This is a genomic window from Streptomyces collinus, assembly GCF_031348265.1.
In the GTDB taxonomy this organism is placed as follows: Bacteria; Actinomycetota; Actinomycetes; order Streptomycetales; family Streptomycetaceae; genus Streptomyces; species Streptomyces collinus.
Map to the genome: position 1 here is coordinate 141783 of NZ_CP133771.1, position 23496 is coordinate 165278.

The 23496-nt window shown below is 70.9% G+C and carries 25 protein-coding genes and 1 pseudogene; 10 read left to right on the forward strand and 16 right to left on the reverse strand.

Translation table 11 applies throughout. The features are described 5' to 3' along the window. Window positions 1–75: 75 nt before the first annotated feature. From RFN52_RS00525 to RFN52_RS00535, 3 genes are all read left to right on the forward strand, one after another. Entirely contained in the window at window positions 76–537 is a 462-nt protein-coding gene (locus tag RFN52_RS00525; protein WP_184854738.1) for a GNAT family N-acetyltransferase, read from the forward strand. 681 nt (window positions 538–1218) lie between these two features. Further along, window positions 1219–2136 carry an aminoglycoside phosphotransferase family protein gene (locus tag RFN52_RS00530; RefSeq protein ID WP_184854621.1) on the forward strand — a complete coding sequence of 306 codons (918 nt, stop codon included), beginning with the start codon at window positions 1219–1221 and terminating at the stop codon, window positions 2134–2136. Window positions 2137–2539: 403 nt separating this feature from the next. Then, a complete protein-coding gene (locus RFN52_RS00535; RefSeq protein WP_184854620.1) occupies window positions 2540–3394 on the forward strand; it encodes a CAP domain-containing protein in 855 nt (284 codons plus the stop codon). A 45-nt stretch (window positions 3395–3439) separates the two neighbouring features. Here the strand turns inward: RFN52_RS00535 and RFN52_RS00540 are convergent, their stop codons facing one another. The 3 genes from RFN52_RS00540 to RFN52_RS00550 all read right to left on the reverse strand — a co-directional run bounded on the left by RFN52_RS00540 (window position 3440) and on the right by RFN52_RS00550 (window position 5774). After that, window positions 3440–4768, reverse strand: a complete 1329-nt coding sequence (locus RFN52_RS00540; protein WP_184854619.1) for a sensor histidine kinase — start codon at window positions 4766–4768, stop codon at window positions 3440–3442. Next, window positions 4765–5454 (reverse strand): response regulator transcription factor, encoded by a 690-nt coding sequence (locus RFN52_RS00545; protein WP_184854618.1) that lies wholly within the window; start codon window positions 5452–5454, stop codon window positions 4765–4767. Before RFN52_RS00545 ends, RFN52_RS00540 begins: the two co-directional genes overlap by 4 nt. A 113-nt stretch (window positions 5455–5567) precedes the next feature. Then, window positions 5568–5774: a hypothetical protein gene (locus RFN52_RS00550; protein ID WP_311240840.1), complete on the reverse strand. Its 207-nt coding sequence runs from the start codon at window positions 5772–5774 to the stop codon at window positions 5568–5570. 79 nt (window positions 5775–5853) lie between these two features. Here RFN52_RS00550 and RFN52_RS00555 point away from each other — a divergent pair, with 79 nt between their 5' ends. Then, window positions 5854–6066 (forward strand): hypothetical protein, encoded by a 213-nt coding sequence (locus tag RFN52_RS00555; RefSeq protein ID WP_184854617.1) that lies wholly within the window; start codon window positions 5854–5856, stop codon window positions 6064–6066. Between the two features lie 299 nt (window positions 6067–6365). On the opposite strand, the gene RFN52_RS00560 is transcribed toward RFN52_RS00555, so the two are convergent. Continuing rightward, window positions 6366–7343 (reverse strand): CU044_5270 family protein, encoded by a 978-nt coding sequence (locus RFN52_RS00560; RefSeq protein WP_184854616.1) that lies wholly within the window; start codon window positions 7341–7343, stop codon window positions 6366–6368. Continuing rightward, window positions 7340–7936, reverse strand: coding sequence for an RNA polymerase sigma factor (locus RFN52_RS00565; protein WP_184854615.1), 597 nt, complete (start codon window positions 7934–7936; stop codon window positions 7340–7342). Before RFN52_RS00565 ends, RFN52_RS00560 begins: the two co-directional genes overlap by 4 nt. A gap of 328 nt (window positions 7937–8264) precedes the next feature. Between RFN52_RS00565 and RFN52_RS00570 the strand changes: the two genes are divergently transcribed. Continuing rightward, on the forward strand, window positions 8265–8639 hold the full coding sequence (locus RFN52_RS00570; RefSeq protein WP_184854614.1) for a peptidase inhibitor family I36 protein: 375 nt from the start codon (window positions 8265–8267) through the stop codon (window positions 8637–8639). Between the two features lie 263 nt (window positions 8640–8902). Here RFN52_RS00570 and RFN52_RS00575 read toward each other — a convergent pair whose 3' ends face one another. After that, a complete protein-coding gene (locus RFN52_RS00575) occupies window positions 8903–9460 on the reverse strand; it encodes a TetR/AcrR family transcriptional regulator (RefSeq protein WP_184854613.1) in 558 nt (185 codons plus the stop codon). A 73-nt stretch (window positions 9461–9533) separates the two neighbouring features. On the opposite strand from RFN52_RS00575, the gene RFN52_RS00580 reads away from it, so the two are divergent. After that, a complete protein-coding gene (locus RFN52_RS00580) occupies window positions 9534–10691 on the forward strand; it encodes an FAD-dependent monooxygenase (RefSeq protein ID WP_184854612.1) in 1158 nt (385 codons plus the stop codon). A 466-nt stretch (window positions 10692–11157) separates the two neighbouring features. Here the strand turns inward: RFN52_RS00580 and RFN52_RS00585 are convergent. The 5 genes and pseudogenes from RFN52_RS00585 to RFN52_RS00605 all read right to left on the reverse strand — a co-directional run. Beyond that, a pseudogene (locus RFN52_RS00585) lies at window positions 11158–11382 on the reverse strand (WYL domain-containing protein); the annotation flags it as partial. Window positions 11383–11573: 191 nt separating this feature from the next. Continuing rightward, a complete protein-coding gene (locus tag RFN52_RS00590) occupies window positions 11574–12017 on the reverse strand; it encodes a PaaI family thioesterase (protein ID WP_229857026.1) in 444 nt (147 codons plus the stop codon). 57 nt (window positions 12018–12074) lie between these two features. Beyond that, a complete protein-coding gene (locus RFN52_RS00595; RefSeq protein WP_184854611.1) occupies window positions 12075–14315 on the reverse strand; it encodes a molybdopterin-dependent oxidoreductase in 2241 nt (746 codons plus the stop codon). A 91-nt stretch (window positions 14316–14406) separates the two neighbouring features. Further along, entirely contained in the window at window positions 14407–15078 is a 672-nt protein-coding gene (locus RFN52_RS00600; RefSeq protein ID WP_184854610.1) for an enoyl-CoA hydratase-related protein, read from the reverse strand. Window positions 15079–15088: 10 nt separating this feature from the next. Continuing rightward, entirely contained in the window at window positions 15089–15721 is a 633-nt protein-coding gene (locus RFN52_RS00605) for a TetR/AcrR family transcriptional regulator (protein WP_311240841.1), read from the reverse strand. Window positions 15722–16213: 492 nt separating this feature from the next. On the opposite strand from RFN52_RS00605, the gene RFN52_RS00610 reads away from it, so the two are divergent. Further along, a complete protein-coding gene (locus RFN52_RS00610; RefSeq protein WP_374050142.1) occupies window positions 16214–16768 on the forward strand; it encodes a DsbA family protein in 555 nt (184 codons plus the stop codon). Between the two features lie 181 nt (window positions 16769–16949). On the opposite strand, the gene RFN52_RS00615 is transcribed toward RFN52_RS00610, so the two are convergent. The 5 genes from RFN52_RS00615 to RFN52_RS00635 all read right to left on the reverse strand — a co-directional run bounded on the left by RFN52_RS00615 (window position 16950) and on the right by RFN52_RS00635 (window position 20256). Beyond that, window positions 16950–17369, reverse strand: coding sequence for a hypothetical protein (locus RFN52_RS00615; RefSeq protein WP_184854609.1), 420 nt, complete (start codon window positions 17367–17369; stop codon window positions 16950–16952). A gap of 95 nt (window positions 17370–17464) precedes the next feature. After that, window positions 17465–18622, reverse strand: coding sequence for an acetyl-CoA C-acetyltransferase (locus tag RFN52_RS00620; protein ID WP_184854608.1), 1158 nt, complete (start codon window positions 18620–18622; stop codon window positions 17465–17467). 39 nt (window positions 18623–18661) lie between these two features. Next, complete coding sequence (locus tag RFN52_RS00625) at window positions 18662–19288, reverse strand: TetR/AcrR family transcriptional regulator (RefSeq protein WP_184854607.1); 627 nt, start codon at window positions 19286–19288, stop codon at window positions 18662–18664. 15 nt (window positions 19289–19303) lie between these two features. After that, window positions 19304–20092, reverse strand: a complete 789-nt coding sequence (locus RFN52_RS00630; RefSeq protein WP_184854606.1) for an SDR family oxidoreductase — start codon at window positions 20090–20092, stop codon at window positions 19304–19306. After that, window positions 20089–20256, reverse strand: coding sequence for a hypothetical protein (locus RFN52_RS00635; protein ID WP_184854605.1), 168 nt, complete (start codon window positions 20254–20256; stop codon window positions 20089–20091). Before RFN52_RS00635 ends, RFN52_RS00630 begins: the two co-directional genes overlap by 4 nt. 192 nt (window positions 20257–20448) lie before the next feature. Between RFN52_RS00635 and RFN52_RS00640 the strand changes: the two genes are divergently transcribed. Genes RFN52_RS00640 through RFN52_RS00650 form a run of 3 tightly spaced genes read left to right on the forward strand, consistent with a single transcriptional unit; the run spans window position 20449 to window position 23482 of the window. After that, window positions 20449–21306, forward strand: coding sequence for an enoyl-CoA hydratase (locus RFN52_RS00640; RefSeq protein WP_184854604.1), 858 nt, complete (start codon window positions 20449–20451; stop codon window positions 21304–21306). After that, window positions 21306–22481 carry an acyl-CoA dehydrogenase family protein gene (locus RFN52_RS00645; RefSeq protein WP_184854603.1) on the forward strand — a complete coding sequence of 392 codons (1176 nt, stop codon included), beginning with the start codon at window positions 21306–21308 and terminating at the stop codon, window positions 22479–22481. Before RFN52_RS00640 ends, RFN52_RS00645 begins: the two co-directional genes overlap by 1 nt. Continuing rightward, window positions 22481–23482, forward strand: a complete 1002-nt coding sequence (locus tag RFN52_RS00650) for an acyl-CoA dehydrogenase family protein (protein WP_184854602.1) — start codon at window positions 22481–22483, stop codon at window positions 23480–23482. Before RFN52_RS00645 ends, RFN52_RS00650 begins: the two co-directional genes overlap by 1 nt. Window positions 23483–23496: the final 14 nt, after the last annotated feature.

Here is a 23496-nt window from a genome sequence, read left to right on the forward strand (position 1 = left end):
GAGAGCTCCGGGGTGCCGGACGAGAGGCCGAGCCGCTGGGTCCGGCAGAGGGCTGATGGCGATGTTGAGGAGTGCGTGCGGGTCCTCGCGGAGGTCCATGCGCGCGACGGCTATCCGGTGAACTGGCCGGACCAGCCCGGCGAGTGGCTGTCACACGGTCCCCTGCTGGGCTCTTGGGTTGCCGAACTCGAAGGCGGCCTGGTTGGGCATGTCAGTTTGTCGCAAGGCGGCGAAGGCGATCTGGCCCCGGCGTTGTGGAGCGAGCGGAACGGATCGACGCGAGGTATGACCGCCGTGGTCAGCAGGCTGTTCGTTGCCCCGCAGGCGAGGGGACATCGGATCGGTGCACTGCTGATCGGCCAAGCAGTGGAGGAAGCGCGGCGTCGTGGCCTGCATCCGGTGCTCGACGTCGTCGCATCCGATACCGCGGCGGCAGCCCTGTATGAGCGGCTGGGCTGGGAGCTGATGGCCACCGTCGAGCAGCAGTGGAGTCCGCACCAGACGGTGGCCATCAGCTGTTACGCAGCGCCATCGTGACGTGGTCAGTCATAGCCACTCGTGGATGGCCGCGACGGGGACGGTCGCCTCGTAGCGGACCGCGAGCTTGTCGTACCTCGTGGCCACGGCCCGGTGCCTCTTGAGGCGATCGATGCCGCACTCGACTGCCTGCCGAGCTTTGTAGTCCTGTGGGTCGAACTTCGGCGGCCGGCCGCCGTGCGAACCGCGTTTCTTGCGGTTGCCAGCCTGGTCGGCCTTATCCGGGATGGTGCAGGGGATCCCGCGCCGCCGCAGGTAAGCGCGGTTCTACCTGAAGGCGTACGCCTTGTCGGCGCGGGCTTCTGGCCCTGTTCGACGGCGAGGTGCAACTTGGTGGTCAGGCCGCCGCGCGAGCGCCCGAGCCCGTGGTCGTCCGACTCGATGCTAGCGCCGCCAGGCGGCTCCTTCTGCAGCTCCCCCTTTTCCCCGCCCCGGCGGCGTGCTGGTGGGCCCGGCACACCGTGGAGTCGACGTTGATGTCCCAGACGCACCCACCTCCCCTCCCCCACAAGATCGAACTGGACTTCGCGCATGCGGGGTGTGCGGATCGCACGCTGCTGTGACGGAGCACCACCGCCTGCGCACGTGTGGCCAGTGACTGCGATCTCGCAGAGAAGGTCGAGTGGCTGGATTCCCGAAGAGTGAGAGCTGCTCCTTCTGCCCCCGATACTGTGGCTTCGCATGACCACCTCCGAGATCGAGATCACCGCTGACCTGGTTCGTGACCTCCTGCGGGAGCAGCATCCAGACCTTGCAGGGCTGGCCATCCGCGAGGTGGCGGGCGGCTGGGGCAACCAAATGTGGCGCCTCGGGGACGAGTTGGCCGTGCGTATGCAGCGCATGGACCCCACCCCGGAACTCCAGCTCAAGGAGCGGCGGTGGCTACCGGTGCTGGCCCCGCGCCTGCCGCTCCCGGTGCCGAACCCGGTGCGGTTCGGTGAACCGTCCGCGCGCTTCCCCAAACACTGGACCGTGATGACGTGGGTTCCCGGCGAGCCGCTGGACCACGGCTCGATCAGCCGCGGCGCCCACGCGGCCGACACACTGGCGGGCTTTCTCCGGGCGCTTCACGTGGAGGCGCCCGCCGAGGCGCCGATCAGCTCGGACTTCGGCGCTCACCCCAAGAAGTGCACGGACGGCTTCGACCATTTCTTCCACTCCGTCGTTCCCGACGACCTCGCCGACGACGTCCGGGCCGTTTGGGACGACGCCGTTGCGGCCCCCGAGTGGGAGGGCCCGCCGCTCTGGGTGCACGGCGACCTTCATCCCGCGAACGTCGTCGTCTCGGCCGGAACGCTCTCGGGCATCGTCGACTTCGGGGCCCTGTTCGCCGGCGATCCGGCGTGGGACCTCGCTGCCGCGTGGGTCCTGCTCCCCGCGGGCACCGCTTCACGGTTCTTCGACACGTACGCGATTGCAGACGAGGCGGCGATCCGCCGCGCCCGTGGGCTGGCCGCTATGAAGAGCCTCTTCCTGATGCTCATGGGGCAGAACGGAGACCGGGGCCTTCCCGGCGGCAAGCCGAACTGGGGACCTGCAGGCCGGGCGGCACTCGATCGTGTTCTTCAGGACTGGTACTCATCCCCGTCCCGGCCATGATCCTGCTCGCGCAGCCGAACGCGAGCACGGCGAGCGCGTCCGGCCCGCCAGGCCGGAGTGGGTCGTCCAGCTCGGTATCGGCAGCGGCCGGCGGCGCCCGCAATCAGCTCGGAACGACTCCCGCCCTCCCCGGCAAAGCCAACCCCGCTTGTACAGGTAGATGGTGTCGTGGTGGAGCAGACGGTGGAGACCTGGCCGGCGCGTGACAGGCCGGGCCGCTTCCAACCGTTTCTCAGCGGACTTTGGCGGCTCTCTTAAGGCTTCTTGAAGATGACCTTCGAACAGAGATCTCCGCCCCTGCCGGGTCCTAGGCTCTCGAACACCCCCCACAGGGCCGGTGGCCGCGATCGCGGCCACCGGCCACGGGGCCGAGTCAGCCAACCGACCAACCGAGGTGTCCTGCATGGGTTCCCGCCGAGCCGCTCGCCCGTCCCGCTTCCACGCCCGGCCCCGCAGCGGGCCGAAGACGCGCGGTCCCGCGCTGGCCATGGGAGCCGTCGCTGCGATCGCGGGCGTCGGGATCACCATGGCCGTCGTCAGCGGCGAGGACGGCGACGCGTCGGACCGGGTGGTCGCGAACGGCACGGACAGGACGCCGGGCGCCGGGGACACGGCCGGACGGACGGCGCCGCTCGCCTCTGCTTCGGCGAGCCCGAGCACCACGGCGAGCAGCAGCTCGCCGAGCGCTAAACCGAAGGAGAAGCGGAAGCAGTCGGCGAGCCCGGCCCCCCGCGCACGGAAGACGACCGTCCCCGCCTCGAAGGCACCCGCGGGGACGACGGCGAAGAGCAGCGGCGGCGGGTCGGCGAGCGGTTCCGGAGGCCTGCGGCCGGGCAGCACCCGATCGGACTCCGGGTCGGGTTCGGAATCCGATGGCGGACCCGAGGCTCAGGTGCTCGCGCTGGTCAACAAGGAGCGGGCCACGGCGGGCTGCTCGCCGGTCACGGCGAACGCCCGGCTCACCCGTGCCGCCGACGACTACAGCGACGTCATGGCGAGCAGCGGCGTGATGTCCCACACCGGCCCCGACGGCTCGACGATGACGACCCGGGTCGAGGCCGCGGGGTACAAGTGGTCGACCCTGGGCGAGAACATAGCCCAGGGCCAGGCGGACGCCGCCTCGGTGATGAAGTCCTGGATGAACAGCCCCGGACACCGCGCGAACATACTCAACTGCTCCTTCAAGGAGCTGGGAGTGGGCGTCCACTTCGGCGACGGCGGCCCTTGGTGGACGCAGAACTTCGGCGCCAGTCGCTGACCCCGCTCACCGCCCCCGGCCGTCGGCGCCGGTCACCGAACCCCGTCACCTCACCCCGCCGCCGGCCCCTCCCGCGTCAGCCAGTACGAACGACACCCGCACCCGGGCGCCGCCCAACGGCGCCCGGGTGATCGTCAGTTCGCCGTCCGCCGCGCGGGACGCCCGGGCCACGATGTCCAGGCCCAGTCCCGTCGAACCGCCGACGCTCACACCCCGCGTGAGCGCCGCGTCGGGGTCCGCCACGCCCGGTCCCGCGTCGTCGACCGTGAGGAACACGTGCCGGTCCGCCCGCTCCACACGCACGGCGAAGGCGGTGCCCTCCGGGGTGTGCCGGAACACATTGCCGATCAGTGCATCGACGACGGCCGCGAGGTCGTCCTCGGGGAAGGCGACGGGCACCAGTCGCGGCGTGAGGGAGCGCTCGTAGGGCCGTCCTTGCTTGGCGGCGAGGACCGACCAGAAGTCCAGACGCATGGCGACCACCTCCGCGACGTCGCACGCCTTCGCCGCGCCGGTCGCCGCACGGGCCGACCGCGCCGACGCGAGCGGTGTACGGGCTGCGGCGATGATCGAGTCCAGTTCGCTCTCCAGCTGGCCGGCCGCCTCCGCGACCCGTCGGGCGCTGGGCGTCGACCCCATCCGGTCGGCTTCCAGGTAGAGAGCGGTCAACGGGGTACGCAGCCGGTGCGAGAGGTCGGCGACCAGCTCGCGTTCCACGGCGAGCAGACCGAGGACGCGGTCGGCCATGGTGTTGAACGCCGCACCGGCCTCCTTGAGTTCGGGCGGGCCGTCGGGTTCGACCCGCACGTCCAGGTCGCCGGAGCCGAGAGCCAGTGAGGCACGCTTGAGACTGCGCGAGGAGCGGACGACACGGGCGCCGAGCCGGTCGGCCACGAGGACCGAACCGCCGACCAGACCCAGCGCGAGCAGCGACATGACGCCCCAGGACGCTGCCACGCCCCGGGTGAGATCTGCGGACGGCACGAAGGCTTCCACGACCGCGACCCGGTCGCCCTGCAGGACGACGGGCTGGAGGTAGACCCAGCCGCCCTTGGTGTCCACGGCCAGCGTCTCGCGCCCGCGCACGGCCCGCTCGAGCGCGTCCCGGGGCGCGTGCGACGTGCCGACGAAGCCGCCGTCGGGCAGACGCACGACGAGCTGGTCGGAGGAACCGAGCTCGGCGACGGCCTGCTGCACGTCGGCGCGCCGGGTGGTCAGGGCGAGCACCGGAGACAGGGCGGACGCCCGCTGCTCGGCAGCCGTGGTGGCCCGGTCCCGTACCTGTTCGCGCACGAGGAGGGCGAGGGGGATGAGGAAGGACAGGGCCACCATCGAGGTGACGGCCAGGGCGATCCCGGCGAGGGCACGTCTCATGGCGAGCTGACCAATTTGATGCCCAGGCCGCGAACCGTGCGCAGATAGCGGGGCTTTCGCGCCTTCTCGCCCATCTTGCGGCGGAGCGCGGAAAGGTGGACGTCGACCGTCTGGTCCTCGACGTACGGCTGCTGCCACACCTCGGCGAGTATGCGCTGCCGGGTGACGACCTGGTCGGCGTGGGCGGCGAGGTAGGCGAGCAGATCGAACTCGCGGCGGGTCAGGGGCAGTTCCCGGCCGGCCAGGTGCGCGGTGCGCGCCGTCGGGTCGATGCGCAGGTCTGCCACCTGCAGGACGGGCTGCCGGGCCGCAGTCACGTCTGCGGGCACGGCCCGGCGCAGCACGGCGGCGAGACGGGCGGCGAGCTGGCCGCCGGAGAACGGCTTGACCAGGTAGTCGTCGGCCCCCGCGTTGAGCAGCCGGATGATCTCGCTCTCGTCGTCACGGGCGGTGGCGACCAGGACCGGCACGCGGGAGATGCCCCGGATCATGCGCAGCACGTCCAGGCCGTCGAGATCGGGCAGCCCCAGGTCCAGCACCACGATGTCCGGCGGGCTCTGGGTGATCTCGCGCAGCGCCTCGAAACCCTGATGGGTGGTCCTGACCGCGTAGCCGTGCCCGGTCAGGACCTCGATCAGCGCGGCCCGGATGACGGGGTCGTCCTCGACGACAAGTACGGAGGCCATGAGCAGGCACGTTAGCCGGTCCGTCACTATGGTGTCGTGTCCCGCCTCCTGCGCTACCTGATCATATGGCTGGCCTGCACGGCAGCCAGTGTCACCGCTGTCATCCTCACGATTCACTTCGTGGTGGGGTCGACCCGGCCGACCGCGCCGGTCGCGCAGTCCGCGCCGAGCGAGCCCCTGAAGCCCTCGCGGCCCGGCCCCACCACCACGAAACCTTCCCCGAGTCCGTCGGCGAGCAGCCGCAGGCCCAGCCCGCCGCCCCGGAGCAGCGAGCCGGCGACCGATCCCAGCCCGACGCCCACGCCCACGCCGACGCCCACCGGCCGCACCAGCACCCCGGGGGCACCGACCGGCGCGGACGGTCCGGGATGCCAGGAAGGCGGCGCCGGCGTCTACACAGTGCCCTCCGAGGGCGGCAAGGCCACCGTGCGGTTCGGCGACGACGCGGTGTGCCTGATCTCGGCGGTGCCGAACCAGGGGTTCACGGTGAGCACGAGCCGGACCCGGGCACAGACCCTCACGGTGACGTTCTCGGCCAGCCGCCACCGGTCGGAGATCACCGCCACGGTCCAGCCGCAGAGCCGGGCCGACGTCCGCGAGGTGTCCTGGTGACGCCCCCTTGAGCGACGTACCTCGGACCGCCGGGCTCGGCCTGAAGAAGCCCGGGCAGCGACCATGACCACTCCCGAGCGAACTCCGGTCCCGTGCTGAGGAGTTGGAGAACGCCGCATTGTCCCGGACGTGGAGGAGGCGATGATGCCCGGGCCGGGTTGCCCATCTCCCCCACCGGCCTGCGCGGGCGTTGAGCGCGCACTGCAGGCCCGGGCACCGCGGACGCGGCAGCCCGGAGATGTGCCGGTAGCGCGAGCAGGGGCCCCTGGCGTGTGACACCGGGCACCCCTCACGGGTGCTCAGGGGCGGGCGCCGGGCCTGTTGACGACGCCCCAGGCGGCGCGGGCGCTGACCATCTCCCCGTCGTCCCGGGTCTGCCCGAGGTAGGCGTAGCTCTCGGGATCGAAGAAGATCTCCTGCTTGCCCTGCCAGCCCGCAGGCGTCTTCCCGGCGTAGGTAACGCTCACGCCGATCGCCGCACGGCCGAGCGGGTCCTTCACACCGGTCGTCACCCGGGCACCGGGAATCTTCGCGAGAGCCCGGAACAGGCCCCCCTGGACGTTCGGCGGGATCAGCACCGACCGGTACAGGACGTCGATCTCCCGCCAGTCGCGCTGCGCGCGCGTCTCCCCCTTGATGTCACCGATGGCATGCTCCTGACGGATGCGCTGCATCATCCGGTCAGGGTCGCTCGGCAGGGTGGCGAGAAAGCGGTAGAACTGCCGCTGGGAGCGGTCGTCGTAGCCCTCCTTCCTCCACTTGGCCTCCTGGTTGGGGCCGTACCAGACCTGGAGCTCGTCCGGGTCGAAATCCGAGACGTCACCGGCCGGGGGGATGCCGGGCAGACTGGCGTGCCCGGTGCCGTCCCAGCGGGTCCACTCCTCGCTGCTTTGCGGCTTGCCCCCGACCACGACGGTGCTCTTGTCGTACACCCACTGCTTCGGGCCGGGTTCGCTGCCGCCGTGCCTCTCGACGGTCGCGGCGGCCAGTTCGAGAGCGTCGGCGGAGGCGCCTGCCGACAGCACCTGGGGGCCCTTCCCCGCAGAGGCGCTCGTGCTGTCCTCGGGCAGGGTCGCGACGATTCCGGCGGTCACGGCGAGGGTCCCTGCCGTGGCGGCGCCGAGCAGGACCATCCGACGCCCGGGACGGGCAGCGCGGCCACCGCGGGTTTCCTGCCGGAGTGCCGCGGCGAGCCGGGCCCGCGGCACGGCCAGCCGGCCGGCGTCGGGAAGCGGCGCGTCGGTGCGCAGCCGGCGCAGTTCGGAGAGTTCGTTCATGCGGGATCACCTTCGTGGACGGGAGCTTCGATGAGGGGGCGGCCGGCCGCACCGGCTGCGGTGCGCAGCTTGCGGCGGACACGGTTGAGGCGGGAGCGGACGGTACCGACGGGGATATCGAGGGCCTCGGCGATCTCCTGGTAACCGAGGTCGGCCCACGCGAAGAGCAGCAGTACATGCCGGTCACCCGCGGACAGACGGGCCAGTGCCCCGGCCAGCGAGCGGACGGCGGCCTCGGCAACGAGTCGGTCATCGGCGGAGTCGGTCCAGCTGTCGGCGACCGGGTCACAGCCGGTGCGGGCGAGCAGCTTCAGCGCCCGGACCTCCTGCCGGCGGTAACGGCCGATCTGCTTGGCGGCGATACCGAACAGCCAGGGCCGTACCCCGGCACGAGCCGGATCGAACCGAGCCCGAATCCGAAAAGCCGTCAAAAACGTCTCAGCAGTCACATCATCGGCCGCGTCCCGGCCAAGCCGCCGAGCGACATAACGGTGAATCACCGGGGCGTGACGGTCGAAAAGCACCGCGAAACACTCCGGATCCTCAAGTGAAGCCGCGATAAGCCCGGCGTCGCCGCCGGCCAGGTCGGTCATGGACGGTCCGTCCGTTGATGGGGTCGGTGGGTGTCAGGGAGGTGGTGAGGGTTCACAACCTGTACTTGCCGACTCACGGCCAACGGGTTCACACCACCACCATCGCAAGCACCGCTTCACTCACACGGCACCCCACGACACCAACACACAGCGTCTTCCCCACCACGGCCATGGGGTCGGGAATCGGGGGCGGACGCCACACCCTGACATGTGTCAGGGACGCGACGCCCCTGACACGATCTACCGTTCGGGGCGCCGGCTCGGAGTGACCCAATGATGGCTGGGCCGGCTGGAGTCGAAGCCTGATCCACATCTCGAGGAGATCATCATGCTCAAGCGAAGTTCCGCAGCCCTCGCCGCCTCTGCCGCCGTCCTCGGCGTCATCGCCATCGCGCCCAACGCATCCGCCGAGCCCAGCCCTCCGGACTGCCCCACGGGAAACGTCTGCGCCTGGTCGTCCTCTGGCTATCACGGTCCTACGATCCTGAAGACAGAGGGCAACTGGTCCGGGTCGCTCAGGGTGGGCTTCATCATGAACAACGGCTTTCCCAGCCCCGGATCCGATCACATCCAGGCCACCTGGGTCTTCGACGGCCGCACCTACGACAGGTGCCTCCACTTCAACCCCGGCCCCGGCGAGTACAAGCTCTCCTTTCCCTCGGGAGTGGAACTGAAGAGCCTCGTCTGGCGTGGCGAATGCTGATCACGAGCCAACTCAAACGCCATGGTCGGGCGACTGCCGTAACCGTCGTGACGCCGTGACGAAGGCCCCTGCCCCCGTCTTCTTCTTTCCTCTTGCAGGACCGCGAAGAAGATGACGGGGTCAGGGGCCGGCTGTCATGGTCGGTCCGCGGCGAAGCGCGTGACGGTCCACCGGGCGTGGCGAGCATCGAGGACTACCGGACATCGCAATCGAGGCGATACGCGACGGAAGCTGCTCGGGCCGGAACCGCGGGCCGCTGGGGCCTAACGCAGAGCCGCGGCGACAAGGCCTTCGAGTGGCTCGCGCGGAACTTCGCCACCGTTCACCAGCCGGTCGAAGACCAGCCCGTCGATACAGGTCAGCAGGGTATGGGTGCGGTTCTCCACATCCGTCACGCCCTGACCGGCGAGGAACAGGCGGACGGCCTCTCGGCCGGCGTTCTCGCGGGGGACGAGAATCTCGCGCAGCTCGGGGTCCCGCACGCTCTCGACAGTGCAGGCGTACCGGGCGAGCGAGCGGCGGCGGCCCTCGCCGGTGAGTCGCAGCCGGGTGAGCAGCACCATGCCGTCCACGAGTTGCTCGGCCGTGCGGATGGGCGGGAAATCCTCGGCGATCGCTTGCAGTTCCGCCTGGTCGAGCTGGACCAGGCGGGAGACCAGCCCGGTGAGCAGTGCGGCCCGGGTGCGGAAGTACGCCGACGTGGTGCCGGGCGGCAACGCCGCTCTACGGTCGACTGCCCGGTGGGTCAGGCCCCGGACCCCTTCGTCGGCAAGTACGTCGAGAGCCGCGTCCGCGAGGAGGGTGCGCCTTTCCGAAACCATGACTCCTTTCTACACCTGTAGAGCCTGCGATAGGGTGATTCTTCTACACCTGTAGAAGCACTGGGGGTTCGGCATGGGCAGCACGGCAGTGGTGGTTGGAGGGGGCATCGGCGGACTGGCCACCGCGATCGGTCTGCGCCGCATCGGATGGGACGTGACGGTCGTCGAGCGCACATCCGAGCTGGCGGACGCGGGGGCGGGCATCTCACTGGCCGCCAACGGCGTGCGGGCACTGGACGAACTCGGCGTCGGGCAGGTGGTACGGGACGCCTCGCGAGGCCAGTACACAGGCGGCACCCGCACGCCGAAGGGCGGTTGGCTGACCCGGATGGACGGCGCGGTGCTGGAGAAGGCGGTGGGCACGCCGATCTTGGGCATCCCCCGCTCCACCTTGCACCGGCTACTGTGCGAGGCCCTGCCCGCCGCCGCACTGCTGATCGGCTCCGAGGCCGGCGCGGTCCGGCAGGTCGGCCCCTCGACGGTGCGAGTCGACTGCGGCGACACGGTCCTGGACGCGGATCTGGTGGTGGCCGCCGACGGCATCGGCAGCAAGGTGCGCAGCTTCCTCTTCCCAGCCCACCCCGGCCCGGTCCACAGCGGCTCGACGGTGCTGCGCGCCATCACTGAGCAGGCGGTCGAACTGCGCACGGACTTCGAGCTGACCTGGGGGCGGGGGGCCGAGTTCGGGCACATCGCCTTTCGAGACAGGCGGGCCGAGTGGCACGCCGTCCTCAACCTGCCCGCCGGCACGCGGTTCGCCGACCCGTTGACCGAACTGCGCCGACGGTTCCGCGACTGGCACGACCCGATCCCCATGCTGCTCCACGCGACCCGGCCCGCCGCCGTACTGCACCACGACGTCGCCGAGATCCGCACGCCGCTCCCCTCGTACACGACCGGCCGGATCGCCCTCCTCGGTGACGCGGCACACGCCATGACCCCCAACCTCGGACAGGGCGCCTGCCAGGCACTGGAAGACGCCATCACCCTGACCGCGGCGCTCGCCGCCGAACCCACCGTCGAAGCCGCGCTCGCCCGGTACGACCATGAGCGCCGCCCGCGCAGCCAGGCCGTCGCCCGGGCCGCTCGACAGGCCGGGCGAATGGGCCAGCAGCTCTCCCACCCGCTGGCCGTCGCCCTGCGCAACACCACGATGCGGCTGACCCCCTCCGGCGCCGCAGCGCGCATGATCCTCCGGCATCACTCCTGGGTCCCACCACAGTTGCATTGATCTGGTTCGCACGCCGCCACCTCGCCACCAGAAGCCCGTAGGGACGAAGTCGAGCCGAGTGTCTTGCCGTTGGCGGTGTCGGCGAGCAGGCTGTCCGGCGCGAGATGATCGTGTTCTGAAGCGGCCTGCGGGAGCAGGTGGCTCCGCTGCCGGGGGTTGCGGGGATGCCCCCGCCGCAAAATCGGCTGAACGGCACAGGAGCGACCGTCGGGTGTCCTGGCGGGAGTCCTGGAGGGCTGCGGTCGCTGCTGCCTTGCGTGTGAGGGCCCGGCGGAGATCTTCGGGGGTGAGGACTTGGGCGTCGGGGCCGAAGGCGAGGAGGATTTCGGCGGTCGGCAGGGAGCGGACCTTGCCACACGTCGCTCAGTTCCAGTCCGGCGCGGCGCTGGGCGGGCTGGTCCAGGACGGTGGCGGACAGGGCGCGGTCGGTGCGGAAGAGGCGGGGTTCGCCGTCGTGGTCGGCTACGAGGTACCAGACGCCGGCTTTGTTGACGAGCCCGTGGGGATCGAGGGTGTAGGTGGCCACGCGGTTGTCGCGTCCGTGCCGGTAGCGCAGGCGCCGGTCGGTGAGGGCAGCCTGCTGGAAGGGGGCGAGGTCGGGAGCGTGCGCACTCGGCTTCGACCCCCGGTGGCCTCCACCGACCGGCTTGTGAAGCACATGGGGGAACTCGGCCGCAGCCTTCAGGAGCACGAACGCGCGGTCCTGCTGGTCTGCTTCATCTACGACAACCCCCGGCTTCCAGGTCCGCCGGAGCAGCCGGCACGGCGAGGTCAAAGCACAGGTCGCCCCCAGGCGGCTGACTCCTCAGCGCCCCGTCCGCCCTGCCCCTGGCCACGCCCCGGGCGTGAACCGGCAGGTGAAGTCGGCCGGTGCCGGGCCGCCTAAAGGATCATGCAGGTGGTCGTGGCGTGGGCGATCAGTTTGCCTTCTTCGTCCAGCACCTTGCCTTCTGCGGTGGCGGTCCGGCGGCCGGCGTGAATGACGGTGCCCTCCGCTGTGAGGGTCTGGCCGTCCGTGCGGGCGGCGCGGATGTAGTTGACCTTGAGTTCGAGAGTGGTGTAGCCGGCGCCGGCGGGGAGGGTGGTGTGGACGGCGCAGCCCATGACGGAGTCGAGGAGGGTGGCTGCGATGCCGCCGTGGACGGTGCCGAGGGGGTTGGCGAAGTCGGGGCGGGTGTCGAGGGAGATGACGATGCGGCCGTGGTCGACTTCGTCGAAGCGCATGCCGAGCAGGCGGCCTATGGACGGGATGTCGGCGGGGCGTTCGGTCTGCACCCAGCGCATCAGTTCCAGGCCGGTCATCGCGGTGAAGTCGGTGGTGGTCACGATCAGTCTCCTTGGGTGGTGCCGGTTGCGCCGCTGCCGTGCGGGGCGAGATGTTCGTCAGGCGGGTAGAGGTGCGATGCGTGCGGGGACGTGCTTGTGCCAGGGAGTGCCGGCGATGGGGTCCCGCCAGGTGAGGTCGGTGAGTGTGTTGAGGGCGACGCCGGTGCGCTCGGTTGCACCGTCCGCGACGGGCAGGTCGAGGCCGAAGCCGTTGGGCAGGGCCGCGTGTCCCGGCTGCAGGCGGTCATCGATCTCGACGACCGCCTGAGCGGTGCCTCGTGACGTGGTGATCTGGGCGAGGGCGCCGTCGGCCAGGCCGAGTTGTTCGGCGTCGCGCGGGCTGACGCGCAGCGCGCCCTGCTGGTCGCGTTTGCGCCAGGTGTTGTCCCGGAAGATGGTGTTCGCGGTGGAGGCCCGGCGCTGGCCTGCGGCCAGGACGATCGGGAAGTCGTCGCTGGTGTGAACAGCTGGGGTGGTGTCCAGGTCGGCGAGAAGGCCGAGGAGTTCGGGGATGGGCAGGGGGATGCGGCGGCCGGGGTGGGGCACGTAGTTCCAGGCGTCGGCGTACTCGTCCTCGGTGAACGTGACGCCGGAGCGGCCGCCCAGCATGGCGTCGAAGAGGGCGTCGGCGCTTGTGTGTCCGGCCCGGCGCATGGCTGCGGGGTAGGTCTTGGCGATGCGCTGGGCGAGCGCCCACAGTACGGCCGCGGGTCGGGCGCCTGCCGGAAGGGTGGGTCCGAGGGTTTCGTAGAGCAGGTAGGGCGCCATGCCGAGGAGCTTCTTGTCGAGTGCGACGACGGCTGCGAAGGCCAGTTTGAAGGGAGTGCGGCCGAGGCGGGCCGCGGTGCGCAGCACCGTCAGCGGGACGCGCGGGGCGCCGCCGAGTTCCCGTAGGAGGCGCGCGTGGATCTCGGGTTCGGGGAGGGTGCCGGGCAGCGGGTCGAGGAGCGGGGCGCGCAGGTGGAAGGTGTTGCGGGGGAACTCGAAGGCGAAGAAGGTGGCTTCCCATTTCTCGAACTGGGAGGCGGCAGGCAGGACGTAATCGGCTTGGCGGCCGGTCTCGGTCAGCGCGATGTCGATGACGACGACGAGGTCGAGGGCGGCCAGTGCCTCGCTGAAGGCGGCGGAGTCGGCCAGTGAGTGGGCCGGGTTCGAGGACTCGATGATCATCGCCCGGAAGCGTTCGGGATGGTCGGTGAGGATCTCCTCGGCGATGACGTTGCACGGCACCAGGCCACCCGGCATGCGCGCACCGGTGACCGGGGTGCGGCGCGGGTCCGTGTCGTAGTGGGCCAGCGGGACGACCCAGGAGTGGGGGTGCATCGCGCCCGGTTTCGCGAAGTTCCCGGTCAGCAGCCAGATCAGTTTGTTGAGGTAGGAGACGAGCGTGCTGTTGGGGCCCTGCTGGACGCCGAGGTCTTCATACGTCGAGACGCTGGAGGCTGCGGCGATCCGTCGCGCGGTGGTGCGCAGCAGGTCTTCCTCCAGCCCGGACACCTCGGCGCATCGGGCGATGTGAACGGTCTTCAGGTGATCGAGGACCGTGTCGGCACCGGTGGTTCGGGCTTCGAGGAAGGTGTGGTCGACGAGGTCTTCCTGAACGAGGACGGCGAGGATGCCGGCCAGGCACCATGCGTCGGTGCCGGGTCGCACCTGGAGGTGGATGTCGGCGAGGTCGGCGGTCTCGGTACGTACCGGGTCGATGACGATCATCGTCCGGGCGGGATCCTTGGCGATCTGCTTCAACACCGTGCGAGCCCGCGGCACCCCGTGGCTCTGCCAGGGGTTCTTGCCGAGGAAGACCGCGACCTCGGCGTGCTCGAAGTCACCGGCGGTGTGCCCGCCCGTCAGGTGGGCGTCGACCCAGCCCTCGCCGGTCTTCTCCTGAGCCAGTGCGTTGGAGCGGTAGCGGGCGCCGAGAGCGCGCAGCAGGGCGCCGCTGTAGGCGCCGCCGAGATGATTGCCCTGACCGGCGCCGCCATAGTAGAAGACCGACTTGCCGCCGTGGGTGTCGCGCACCGTCTTGAGCCGGGCGGTGATCTCGCTGATGGCGGTGTCCCAGTCGACGGGTGTGAAGGTGCCGTCCTTCTCCCGGCGCAGGGGGCTGGTCAGGCGGGTGCCGCCGTTTTGGTAGTGGTCCAGGCGCAGGGCCTTGTTGCAGGTGTAGCCGCCGGTGGCGACGTGTTCCTGATCGCCGCGGATCTTGGCGAAGCGGCGGCCGTCGAGCTGGACCTGGATGCCGCAGTTGTTCTCGCAGAGGATGCAGGCGGTCTTGTGCCAGGTGGCGTCGGCTGTCATGCGCGTCGTCCCATCGTGAGTTCCGTGCCCTGACCGGTGGGGGCGGCGGCCCGGCGCGCTGTGCGGTGCGCCGGGGTCGCTGTGTGCGGCGTCAGCCGAGGGGGTCGGCGGTGTCGCGCAGGGCGGCCAGCGTGGGTCCGTACATACGGGCCTTGATGGTGCCGAGGGTGTCGCCGGCCTTGTTGACCTGGGCTTGCGCGAGTTCGACGGCGGCCGTGCGGACGGCGTCCTCGGAGACCGCGTGGTCGACGATGCCGGCGGCAGAGGCGTCAACTCCACCGTAGCGGTGGGCTGTGAGCATGGCCTGGTGCGCGGTCTGCGGGGCCAGCCGGGCCTGGATCAGGGCGGCCATTGGGGGCGTGAAAGGAATGTTGATGTCCGCCTCGGGCAGGCACCAGTAGCCGCGGTCCGCGCGCATGACGCGGAAGTCGTGGGCCAGGGAGAACATCGCACCGGCGGCGAAGGTGTGGCCCTGCAACGCGGCCACGGTGATCAACGGCAGCGACAGTGTCCGGGCGAACAGCTCGTGGACGGAGACGACGTAGTCCTGGTGCTGGTCGGCGTGGGCGAACAGCCAGTCCAGGTCGAGGCCGTTGGAGTAGAACTTCCCCGTCGCGGCGGTGACCAGGGCCCGGGGGCCGTCCGCCTTCTCCACCTCGTCCAGGGCGGCGCCGACGGCGGCGAGCCAGTCGGGGTGGAAGCGGTTCTCGCCGTCTCCGAGGTCGAGGACGAAGACGTTGTCGTGACGCTCGAGTGTGGGCATGTCGACTCTCTCACTGTGGGTGGGACGGAGGGCCCTGATCACTGCCCGGACCGGTGGCGGGCCGGTTTCGCAGCGCGCTGAGCAGGAGGTCGTGAATCTCGGTGGCGGCCGCTTCCAGCGCGGCGGTGCTCTGTTCGGCGCGGCACATGATCACGGCGCCTTCGACCGCGGCGATGATGAAGGCGGCCAGCCGCCTTCCCCGTGGTTCGGGCAGGCCGTGCCGGATGAACAGGGCCGCCAGCGCCTCCTGCCAGCGGCCGAACACCGCGGCTGCGGAGCGTGCCAGGTGCGGGGCCTCGTCGTTGGTCTCCACGGCCACCGCCACGATCGGGCAACCGGCCCGGAAGTCGCTCTCCACGAGGCGCTCGCGCCACAGGCCGAAGAACGCGTCGACCGCCTCCACTGGGTCGTCTGCCCGTGCGGCCGCGTCGATCAGGCCGGAGATGAAGTCACCGGCGAGCGCCACCGCCTCGTCGATCAACTGCGCCCGGCCGCCGGGAAAGTGGTGATACACCGAGCCTCGCGGGGCGCCGCTGTGTGCCAGTACCCGGTCGATGCTCGTCGCGCCGGCGCCGTACTCGCGCAGCAGCGCCGCAGCGCTGAGCACCATCCGCTCCCGGCTGTCACTCTTACGCGGACTCATGAGCTCACCGGCCCGATGGCCGCGCCGCACGCGACCGCGTGACCGACCGTCGCAGGTCGGGGCATACCGAACACGGCCCTTCTTCTCCTCGGACGATGAGACGCCCCCACAGGGCTACCACGAAGTAACTTATGGTCTATGGCATAGAACATGCAAGGCGGAGAACATGCAAGCACTCGCAGCCCGGCGGCACACCCCCACAGGCGCCGCACCCCTGCGAGCCGGCCCCGAGCGGGGGTGATGACCCCGCCGAGCAGGTGTCGCACCGATGATCTAGAGTCAGCCTGCTCTTCCGGGGAGGGGATGGCGCATGGTGCGTGGGGGGCGTCGGGTCGTGTGGTGCGTTGCCGCGGTGCTGGCGTTTGCAGGCTGCGGGAGGACGGAGGTGCCGCCGGAACGGCCGCCCGCGTTCTCGGGAGCGGAAGACCTGCCGGAGAAGCTGGGCGCGGACGGCACCACCATCACGGTCGCGATCCCGACGCGAAGGTGAAGGTGCACCTGTACGAGGATCCGCGCTGCCCCTACTGCGAGCAGTTCGAAACCTCAGGCGGCGGCCCTCAATTGCGCAAGGCGCTCGTCGACCGCCGCGCGACGGCGCAGTACACCCTGGCCTCCTTCCTCGACGACCGGGTCGGCGGCAGCGGATCGAAGAAGGCGGTCAACGCACTGCGCGCGGCACTGGAGGAGGGCAAGTTCGTGGAGTTCCACGAGATGCTCTACCTCTACCAGCCCGAAGAGAGCGTCGACGGCTACACCGACGCCTACCTGCTGAAACTGGCCGGCGAAGTGGAGGGCCTGCGCAGCCCGGCATTCGATGCGGCCGTGAAATCGATGAAGTACCGCGCCTTCGTCACCGCTTCGCAGAAGGCCTACGAGCGGGCCGGAGGTACGGCGGAACCCGAAGGGCCCGGCACACCCACCGCAGTGATCAACGACCAGCGGATCCCCGCGGAACTCGGCGACGTTCTTCTGGACGGCACCCTCTTCGCCCAGCTCCTGCAGCAGATCCATACCAATCCCTTGGAATGGGAGCACACCACACTCTGAGCCCATCGCACCTCGCGGCCCGGGGCGCAGAGGACCAGAGGTTCGAGGCCCGCGTGTCAGGGTGCCGTTGCCGACCGGCGCCTGAAAGACGGGGTGTCCCGCTGACCGGTCCGGACGTGACTGCTTCGGCTCCTTGAGACCACGCACACCATCGTGGCGGCGGCATGGACGGATGCCTGTCCTACCGGCCCGGCGACCGCACCCAGGGGGCGAAGCGCTGGCCCGGTGCCGCGTCCTCACGCCAGTACCGCAAGATCGTCTCCCGAACGATGTCGAGTCGTTCGGCGGCGATGAGACACGAGACGGGCTCCTGCCCGCCGGCATCGGCCTCGAATGCGACCACGACGGGCGGGTGTTCACCGAGGTGACGACCGGCCTTCTGCATCTCGTCAGGCGTCGGGGCGCGGAACGTCGGATCGTGGAAGCTCGTCGGGCAGCTGACGAAGACCGGATCGCCGAAGACCAGCTCCAGGCCATGCTGGTAGGTCAGGTCATGGCCCGCAGCGAGGCGGAGCTGCCCGGCGCTCCAGGCGACCACGTCCCAGTCCCACCATGACCCTTCAGGGAGCTGGATCCCGGCATGCCGTCGTTCGCCGTCCACTTGCAGCCTCTCATCAGTCGAACTGACCTCCACGCTACACAAGTTGGGGCGTCACACTGCAGCGAGTGGTATCCGCCGCAGTGCCGGTGTCCGCGTCAGAGGCGTTCGACGATGGTCACGTTGGCCTGGCCGCCGCCCTCGCACATCGTCTGCAGGCCGTAGCGGCCGCCGGTGCGTTCCAGCTCGTGCAGGAGCGTGGTCATCAGCCGGGTTCCGGTGGCTCCGAGCGGGTGGCCGAGGGCTATGGCCCCGCCGTTGACGTTGACCTTCTCGGGGTCGGCCCCGGTCGCCTTCTGCCAGGCCAGCACCACCGGGGCGAAAGCCTCGTTGATCTCGACCAGGTCGATTGCGTCGAGCGTCATCCCGGACTTCTTCAGGGCGTACGCGGTGGCCGGGATCGGGGCGGACAGCATGCGGATCGGGTCCTCGCCGCGTACGGAGAGATGGTGGATGCGGGCCCTGGGGGTCAGACCGTGCTCCCGGACGGCCCGCTCCGACGCGAGAAGCACGGCCGAGGCGCCGTCGGAGATCTGTGAGGAGAGGGCGGCGGTCAGCCGGCCGCCCTCCACGAGCGGCTGCAGCCCCGTCATCTTCTCCCGGCTGGTGTCGCGGCGCGGGCCCTCGTCGTGGGTCACGTCGCCGTACGCGACCGTCTCCCGGTCGAAGCGGCCCTCGTCGATCGCCCGGATCGCCCTCAGGTGGGAGCGCAGCGCGAACTCCTCCATGGCCTCCCGGGTGATGTCCCACTTGCGGGCGATCTCCTCGGCGCCGAGGAACTGGTTGACCGGCCGGTCGCCGTAGCGGGCCCGCCAGCCCTCGGAGCCGGCGAACGGGCCTTCGGTCAGGCCCAGTGGTTCGGCAGCTTGGCGGGTGGCGAAGGCGATGGGGATCTGCGACATGTTCTGCACGCCGCCGGCCACGACCAGGTCCTGGGTGCCGGACAGGACGCCCTGGGCGGCGAAGTGCAGGGCCTGCTGCGAGGAGCCGCACTGGCGGTCGACGGTCACACCGGGCACCTCCTCCGGCAGCCCGGCGGCCAGCCAGCAGGTGCGCGCTATGTCACCGGCCTGCGGGCCGACGGTGTCGAGGCAGCCGAACACCACGTCCTCGACGGCGGCCGGGTCGGCGCCGGAGCGCTCCATCAGCGCGGTCAGCACGTGTGCGCCGAGGTCGGCCGGGTGGACGGCGGACAGCCCGCCGCCCCGTCGGCCGACCGGGGTGCGCACCGCTTCGACGATGTAGGCCTCGGCCATGGGCGTCTCCTCCTCTGTGTCCGCGATGTGCAGGACTGCCTATGAGTCGTGCAGTGCGATGCCCTCCAGCACCATCGACAGGTACTGGCGGGCGATCTCCTCGGGGCTGTGCCGGCCGCCCGGCCGGTACCAGGACGCTGCGACCCAGACCGTGTCGCGCACGAAGCGGTAGGTGAGCCGTACGTCCAGGTCGGGCCGGAAGACCTTGGCGGCCACTCCGCGCTCCAGCGTGCCCAGCCATGCCTTCTCGAACTTCTGCTGCGACTCGACGAGATACGCGAAGTGCGGCTGGGTCCCCAGGTGCTTGGACTCCTTCTGGTAGATGGCGACCGCGTCGAGGTGCCGGTCGATCTCCCGGAAGGACTCGGTCACAAGGGCCTCCAGGGTTTCCCTGGGGCCGAGTCCGGCGCCGAGTACGGCGTCGTACCGGGCCCAGAGCTCGTCCAGGAAGCCGGAGAGGATCTCGTCCAGCATCGACTCCTTGGAGTCGAAGTGGTAGTAGAGGCTGCCCGCCAGCATCCCCGCCGCGTCCGCGATCTTGCGGACGGTCGTGGCGTTGTAGCCCTGCGCGGCGAACACCTGGGCCGCGATGGCCAGGAGTTCCTCGCGCCGTTCGGGCGCGCTCACCGTGGTCTTCTTGTGGTCGCTGTCGCTGCTTTTCGGCACGGGACCATTCTCGCCTCATGGGTGCTGGCTGCTGACCGACAGGACCTCGCCGGTCAGGTACGACGAGTAGCCGCTGGCCAGGAACACGATCACGTTGGCCACCTCCCACGGTTCGGCGCAGCGCCCGAAGGCCTCCCGGCCGGTCAGCTCCTCCAGCAGTTCCGGGGTGGTGACCTTGGCGAGGTGCGGGTGCATGGCCAGGCTCGGGGAGACGGCGTTCACCCGCACTCCGTAGGCGGCGGCCTCCACCGCGGCGCACCGGGTGAGGGCCATGACGCCGGCTTTCGCGGCGGCGTAGTGGGCCTGTCCCCGCTGGGCGCGCCAGCCGATCACCGAGGCGTTGTTGACGACGACACCGCCGGCGCCCGCGGCCTTCATGCGGCGCAGTGCGGCCCGGGTGCAGCGGAAGGTGCCGTTGAGCGTGACGTCGAGGACCTTGTTCCACTGTTCGTCGGTCATGTCGACGAGGTCGGCGGTGCCACCGAGGCCCGCGTTGTTGACCACGATGTCCAGGCGCCCGTGGTGCTCCTCGGCGTGCTCGAACAGTGCGGTGACCTGGTCGTCGTCGGTGACGTCGCAGGGCCGCGCGGTGACGCGGTCCGTGCCGAACTCGGCGGCCAGCTCCGCCCCTGACTCCTTCAGGCGGCGGGCGTGGGCGTCGGAGATCACGACCCGTGCACCCTCCTCCAGCAGCCGCCGGGCGGTGGCCCCGCCGATCCCGGCACCGGCGGCGGCCGTGACGACGGCGCAGCGGCCGGTGAGCAGCTGGTGGCCGGGCAGGTACGGCGGTGGGGCCGAGGTCATCGGCGTACCTCCTTCGGCAGGCCGAGGACGCACTCGGCGGTGATGTTGCGCCGGGTCTCGTGGGAGCCGGCGCGGGTCGTGGAGGGGCGGGAGAAGAGGGACTGCCGGCGCAGGGCCGTCCGGCGGCGGGGACGGGCCGTTCCAGGGCAGGGCCTTCGGCGCACGCCGCGTTCTCGCGGCACCGGTCCGCCGCGCCCGCGTAGGGCGGCCAAGTCGTCGGTGAGGTCGGCGGGCAACAGGGCACGTCCCTCGGCCTGTCTTCCTCCGCGGTGCTCATGCGCGGCTCCCGGCGGCTCTCGACGGCTGACGTGCCGTACGTTAACCTACCAAACACTTGTTAGGGAAGGAGGCCGCGGATGTCCGCCGCCCGCACTGCGCCCCCCGAGCCCGTCCGTTACGAGCGCCGCGGCGCCCTTGCCCTGGTGACGATGGACCGGCCCGAGTACCGCAACGCCCAGAACTCCGCGATGACCTACGCCCTGGACCGGGCCTTCTACCGCGCTGCGGACGACGACGAGGTGAAGGTCGTGGTCCTCGCCGGAGCGGGGAAGCACTTCTCCGCCGGCCACGACATCGGCACCCCTGAGCGGGACGCGCACCTGCCGTTCGACCGCAGGGCCGGACTCTGGTGGGACCACTCGCGGAAGTCGGGCGCCGAGAGCCGCTTCGCCCGCGAGTCCGAGGTGTATCTGGGCATGTGCCGGCGCTGGCGCGAGCTGCCCAAGCCGGTCATCGCCTCGGTACAGGGCGCGTGTGTGGCCGGCGGTCTGATGCTCGCCTGGGTCTGCGACCTGATCGTCGCCTCCGAGGACGCCTTCTTCGCCGATCCGGTGGTGCGCATGGGCATCCCGGGGGTCGAGTACTTCGCCCACCCGTGGGTGATGCCGCCGCGGATCGCCAAGGAGTTCCTCTACACCGGCGACCGGATGAGCGCGCGGCGGGCCTACGAGGTCGGGATGGTCAACCGGGTCGTACCTCGCGAGGAACTCACCCAGATCACTCTGAAGTTGGCGGAGCGGATCGCGGCGATGCCCCGGATGGGGCTGGCTCTGACCAAGCGCGCCGTCAACCAGGCGGAGGACCTCCAGGGCCTGCACTCGGGGCTGGACTCGGTCTTCGGGCTGCACCATCTCGCCCACGCCCACAACGCCGAGACCGGCGACGACCCGCTCGGCGGGATGGACGTACGCGCGATGAAGGAGGCCCGCCACTGATGGACCTCGACTTCACCGCCGCCGAGGACGCCTTCCGCGTCGAGGTCCGGGACTGGCTCACCGCTCGTGTGCCGTCGGTTCCGCTGCCGTCGCTGGAGACCGCCGAGGGGTTCGCCGCCCACCGGGAGTGGGAGGGCACGCTCTTCGCCGACCGCTGGTCGGTGGTCTCCTGGCCCGAGCAGTTCGGCGGCCGGGGTTCCTCCCTGCTGGAGTGGCTGATCTTCGAGGAGGAGTACTACCGGGCCGGGGCGCCCGGCCGGGTCTCGCAGAACGGCATCAACCTGCTCGCCCCCACGCTCTTCGAGTACGGGACCAAGGAGCAGCGGGCGCGTGTCCTGCCGCCCATGGCGAGCGGTGAGGTGATCTGGGCACAGGCCTGGTCCGAGCCGGAGGCGGGGTCCGACCTGGCCTCGCTGCGGTCCGTTGCCGTACGGACGGAGGGCGGCTGGCGCATCACCGGGCAGAAGACGTGGTCCTCCCGGGCGGCCTTCGCCGACCGCGCGTTCGGGCTGTTCCGCAGCGACCCGGACGCGGGCCGGCCGCACCGTGGCCTCACGTACCTGATGTTCCCGCTGGACGCGGACGGCGTGACCGTGCGGCCCATCGGACGGCTGGACGGCAAGCCCGCCTTCGCGGAGTTGTTCCTCGACGATGTCTTCGTGCCGGACGAGGACGTCATCGGCGAGCCGGGACAGGGCTGGCGGGTCGCCATGAGCACCATCGGCAATGAGCGCGGGCCGACCCTGCGCAGCCCCGGCCGCTTCACCGCCGCGGCCGACCGGCTGACAGCCCTGTGGCACTCGGCCACGGACCCCGACTCCGGTGGCACCGCGCTGGGCGACCGGGTCGCCGACGCGGTGATCGGCGCGCGGGCCTACCAGTTGTTCACCTACGCGCAGGCCTCACGCATCGCCGCGGGTGGATCGATCGGCGCCGGATCCAGCCTCAGCAAGGTCTTCTGGTCCGAGCTGGACATCGCCCTGCACGAGACCGCCCTCGATCTGCTCGGCCCCTGCGGCGAGCTGTCGGACGAGGCCACCGAGGCGCCGGCGCACGGCAGTTGGGCTGAGGGCTACACCTTCTCGCTGGCCGGGCCGATCTACGCCGGCACCAACGAGATCCAGCGCGACATCATCGCCGAGCGGCTGCTCGGCCTGCCGAAGGGACGCCGGTGATGCGTTTCCTTCTCGACGACGAGCAGCGGGAATTCGCCCGCTCCCTGGACGGCATGCTGGGATCGGCCGGCACACCCGGTGTCGTGCGGTCCTGGGCGTCCGGCGACCACGGACCCGGACGTGCCTTGTGGGGCAGGCTCGCGGAGGCCGGCGTCTTCGCCCTCGCCGTTCCGGAGGAGCATGAGGGTCTGGGAGTGCTGCCCGTCGAACTGGCCGTCGCTTTCGGTGAGCTGGGCCGGCATGCCGTGCCCGGTCCGCTGGCCGAGACGGCCGCCGCCGGCGCCCTGCTGGGCCGGCTCGGGGGCGACGCGGCCGGCGTCTGGCTGCCGCAGCTCGCGTCGGGCAAGGCGGTGGCGTCGCTGTGCGTCCTGTCGCCCGGGGGCAGCCCGTACGCGCTGGACGCCGACGCCGCGGACGCGGTGTTCGTCGTGGACGGCGACACCGTACGGCTCGCGGACGCGCACGGCCCGGTGCAGCCGTCGGCCGACCCGGCGCGGAGGCCGGCCCGCCCGCTCGGCGGAGTCGTGCTCGCGCAGGGTCCCGCGGTGACAGCGGCCGCCGCGTACGCCGCCGATGTGGCGGCGCTGGTGACGGCCGCGCAAGCCCTCGGGCTCGGACGGGCACTGCTGGACCGCACGGTGGAATACGTGCGGCAGCGCACCCAGTTCGGGGTGGCCGTCGGCTCGTTCCAGGCGGTGAAGCACCGTCTGGCCGACACCCTCATCGCCCTGGAGTTCTCCCAGCCGCTGGTCCACGCCGCCGCCCTGGCCCTGGCGGCGGACGACCCGGCGGCGGGCCGGGAGGTGGCCGCGGCGAAGGTGTCGGCCTGTGAAGCGGCGTACGGGGCGGCGCGTACGGCCCTCCACCTCCACGGCGCTGTCGGCTACACCGCGGAACTGGACCTGTCCCTGTGGATCCGCAAGGCCCGCCCCCTGCGCACCGCCTGGGGTACTCCGGCCGTGTGCCGAGCCCGGGTACTCGCAGGCGGAGCGGTGCGATGAAGCCGGCGGCCCGT

Bases quoted from the DNA above. Each gene is read 5' to 3' on its own strand.
- RFN52_RS00645 (WP_184854603.1), top strand. From the start codon at position 21,306: ATGGACCTCGACTTCACCGCCGCCGAGGACGCCTTCCGCGTCGAGGTC.
- RFN52_RS00545 (WP_184854618.1), bottom strand. From the start codon at position 5,454: ATGGCCTCCGTACTTGTCGTCGAGGACGACCCCGTCATCCGGGCCGCG.
- RFN52_RS00560 (WP_184854616.1), bottom strand. From the start codon at position 7,343: ATGAACGAACTCTCCGAACTGCGCCGGCTGCGCACCGACGCGCCGCTT.
- RFN52_RS00640 (WP_184854604.1), top strand. From the start codon at position 20,449: ATGTCCGCCGCCCGCACTGCGCCCCCCGAGCCCGTCCGTTACGAGCGC.
- RFN52_RS00530 (WP_184854621.1), top strand. From the start codon at position 1,219: ATGACCACCTCCGAGATCGAGATCACCGCTGACCTGGTTCGTGACCTC.
- RFN52_RS00540 (WP_184854619.1), bottom strand. From the start codon at position 4,768: ATGAGACGTGCCCTCGCCGGGATCGCCCTGGCCGTCACCTCGATGGTG.
- RFN52_RS00595 (WP_184854611.1), bottom strand. From the start codon at position 14,315: ATGACAGCCGACGCCACCTGGCACAAGACCGCCTGCATCCTCTGCGAG.
- RFN52_RS00650 (WP_184854602.1), top strand. From the start codon at position 22,481: ATGCGTTTCCTTCTCGACGACGAGCAGCGGGAATTCGCCCGCTCCCTG.
- RFN52_RS00535 (WP_184854620.1), top strand. From the start codon at position 2,540: ATGGGTTCCCGCCGAGCCGCTCGCCCGTCCCGCTTCCACGCCCGGCCC.
- RFN52_RS00605 (WP_311240841.1), bottom strand. From the start codon at position 15,721: ATGAGTCCGCGTAAGAGTGACAGCCGGGAGCGGATGGTGCTCAGCGCT.
- RFN52_RS00580 (WP_184854612.1), top strand. From the start codon at position 9,534: ATGGGCAGCACGGCAGTGGTGGTTGGAGGGGGCATCGGCGGACTGGCC.
- RFN52_RS00575 (WP_184854613.1), bottom strand. From the start codon at position 9,460: ATGGTTTCGGAAAGGCGCACCCTCCTCGCGGACGCGGCTCTCGACGTA.
- RFN52_RS00570 (WP_184854614.1), top strand. From the start codon at position 8,265: ATGCTCAAGCGAAGTTCCGCAGCCCTCGCCGCCTCTGCCGCCGTCCTC.
- RFN52_RS00600 (WP_184854610.1), bottom strand. From the start codon at position 15,078: ATGCCCACACTCGAGCGTCACGACAACGTCTTCGTCCTCGACCTCGGA.
- RFN52_RS00565 (WP_184854615.1), bottom strand. From the start codon at position 7,936: ATGACCGACCTGGCCGGCGGCGACGCCGGGCTTATCGCGGCTTCACTT.
- RFN52_RS00630 (WP_184854606.1), bottom strand. From the start codon at position 20,092: ATGACCTCGGCCCCACCGCCGTACCTGCCCGGCCACCAGCTGCTCACC.
- RFN52_RS00620 (WP_184854608.1), bottom strand. From the start codon at position 18,622: ATGGCCGAGGCCTACATCGTCGAAGCGGTGCGCACCCCGGTCGGCCGA.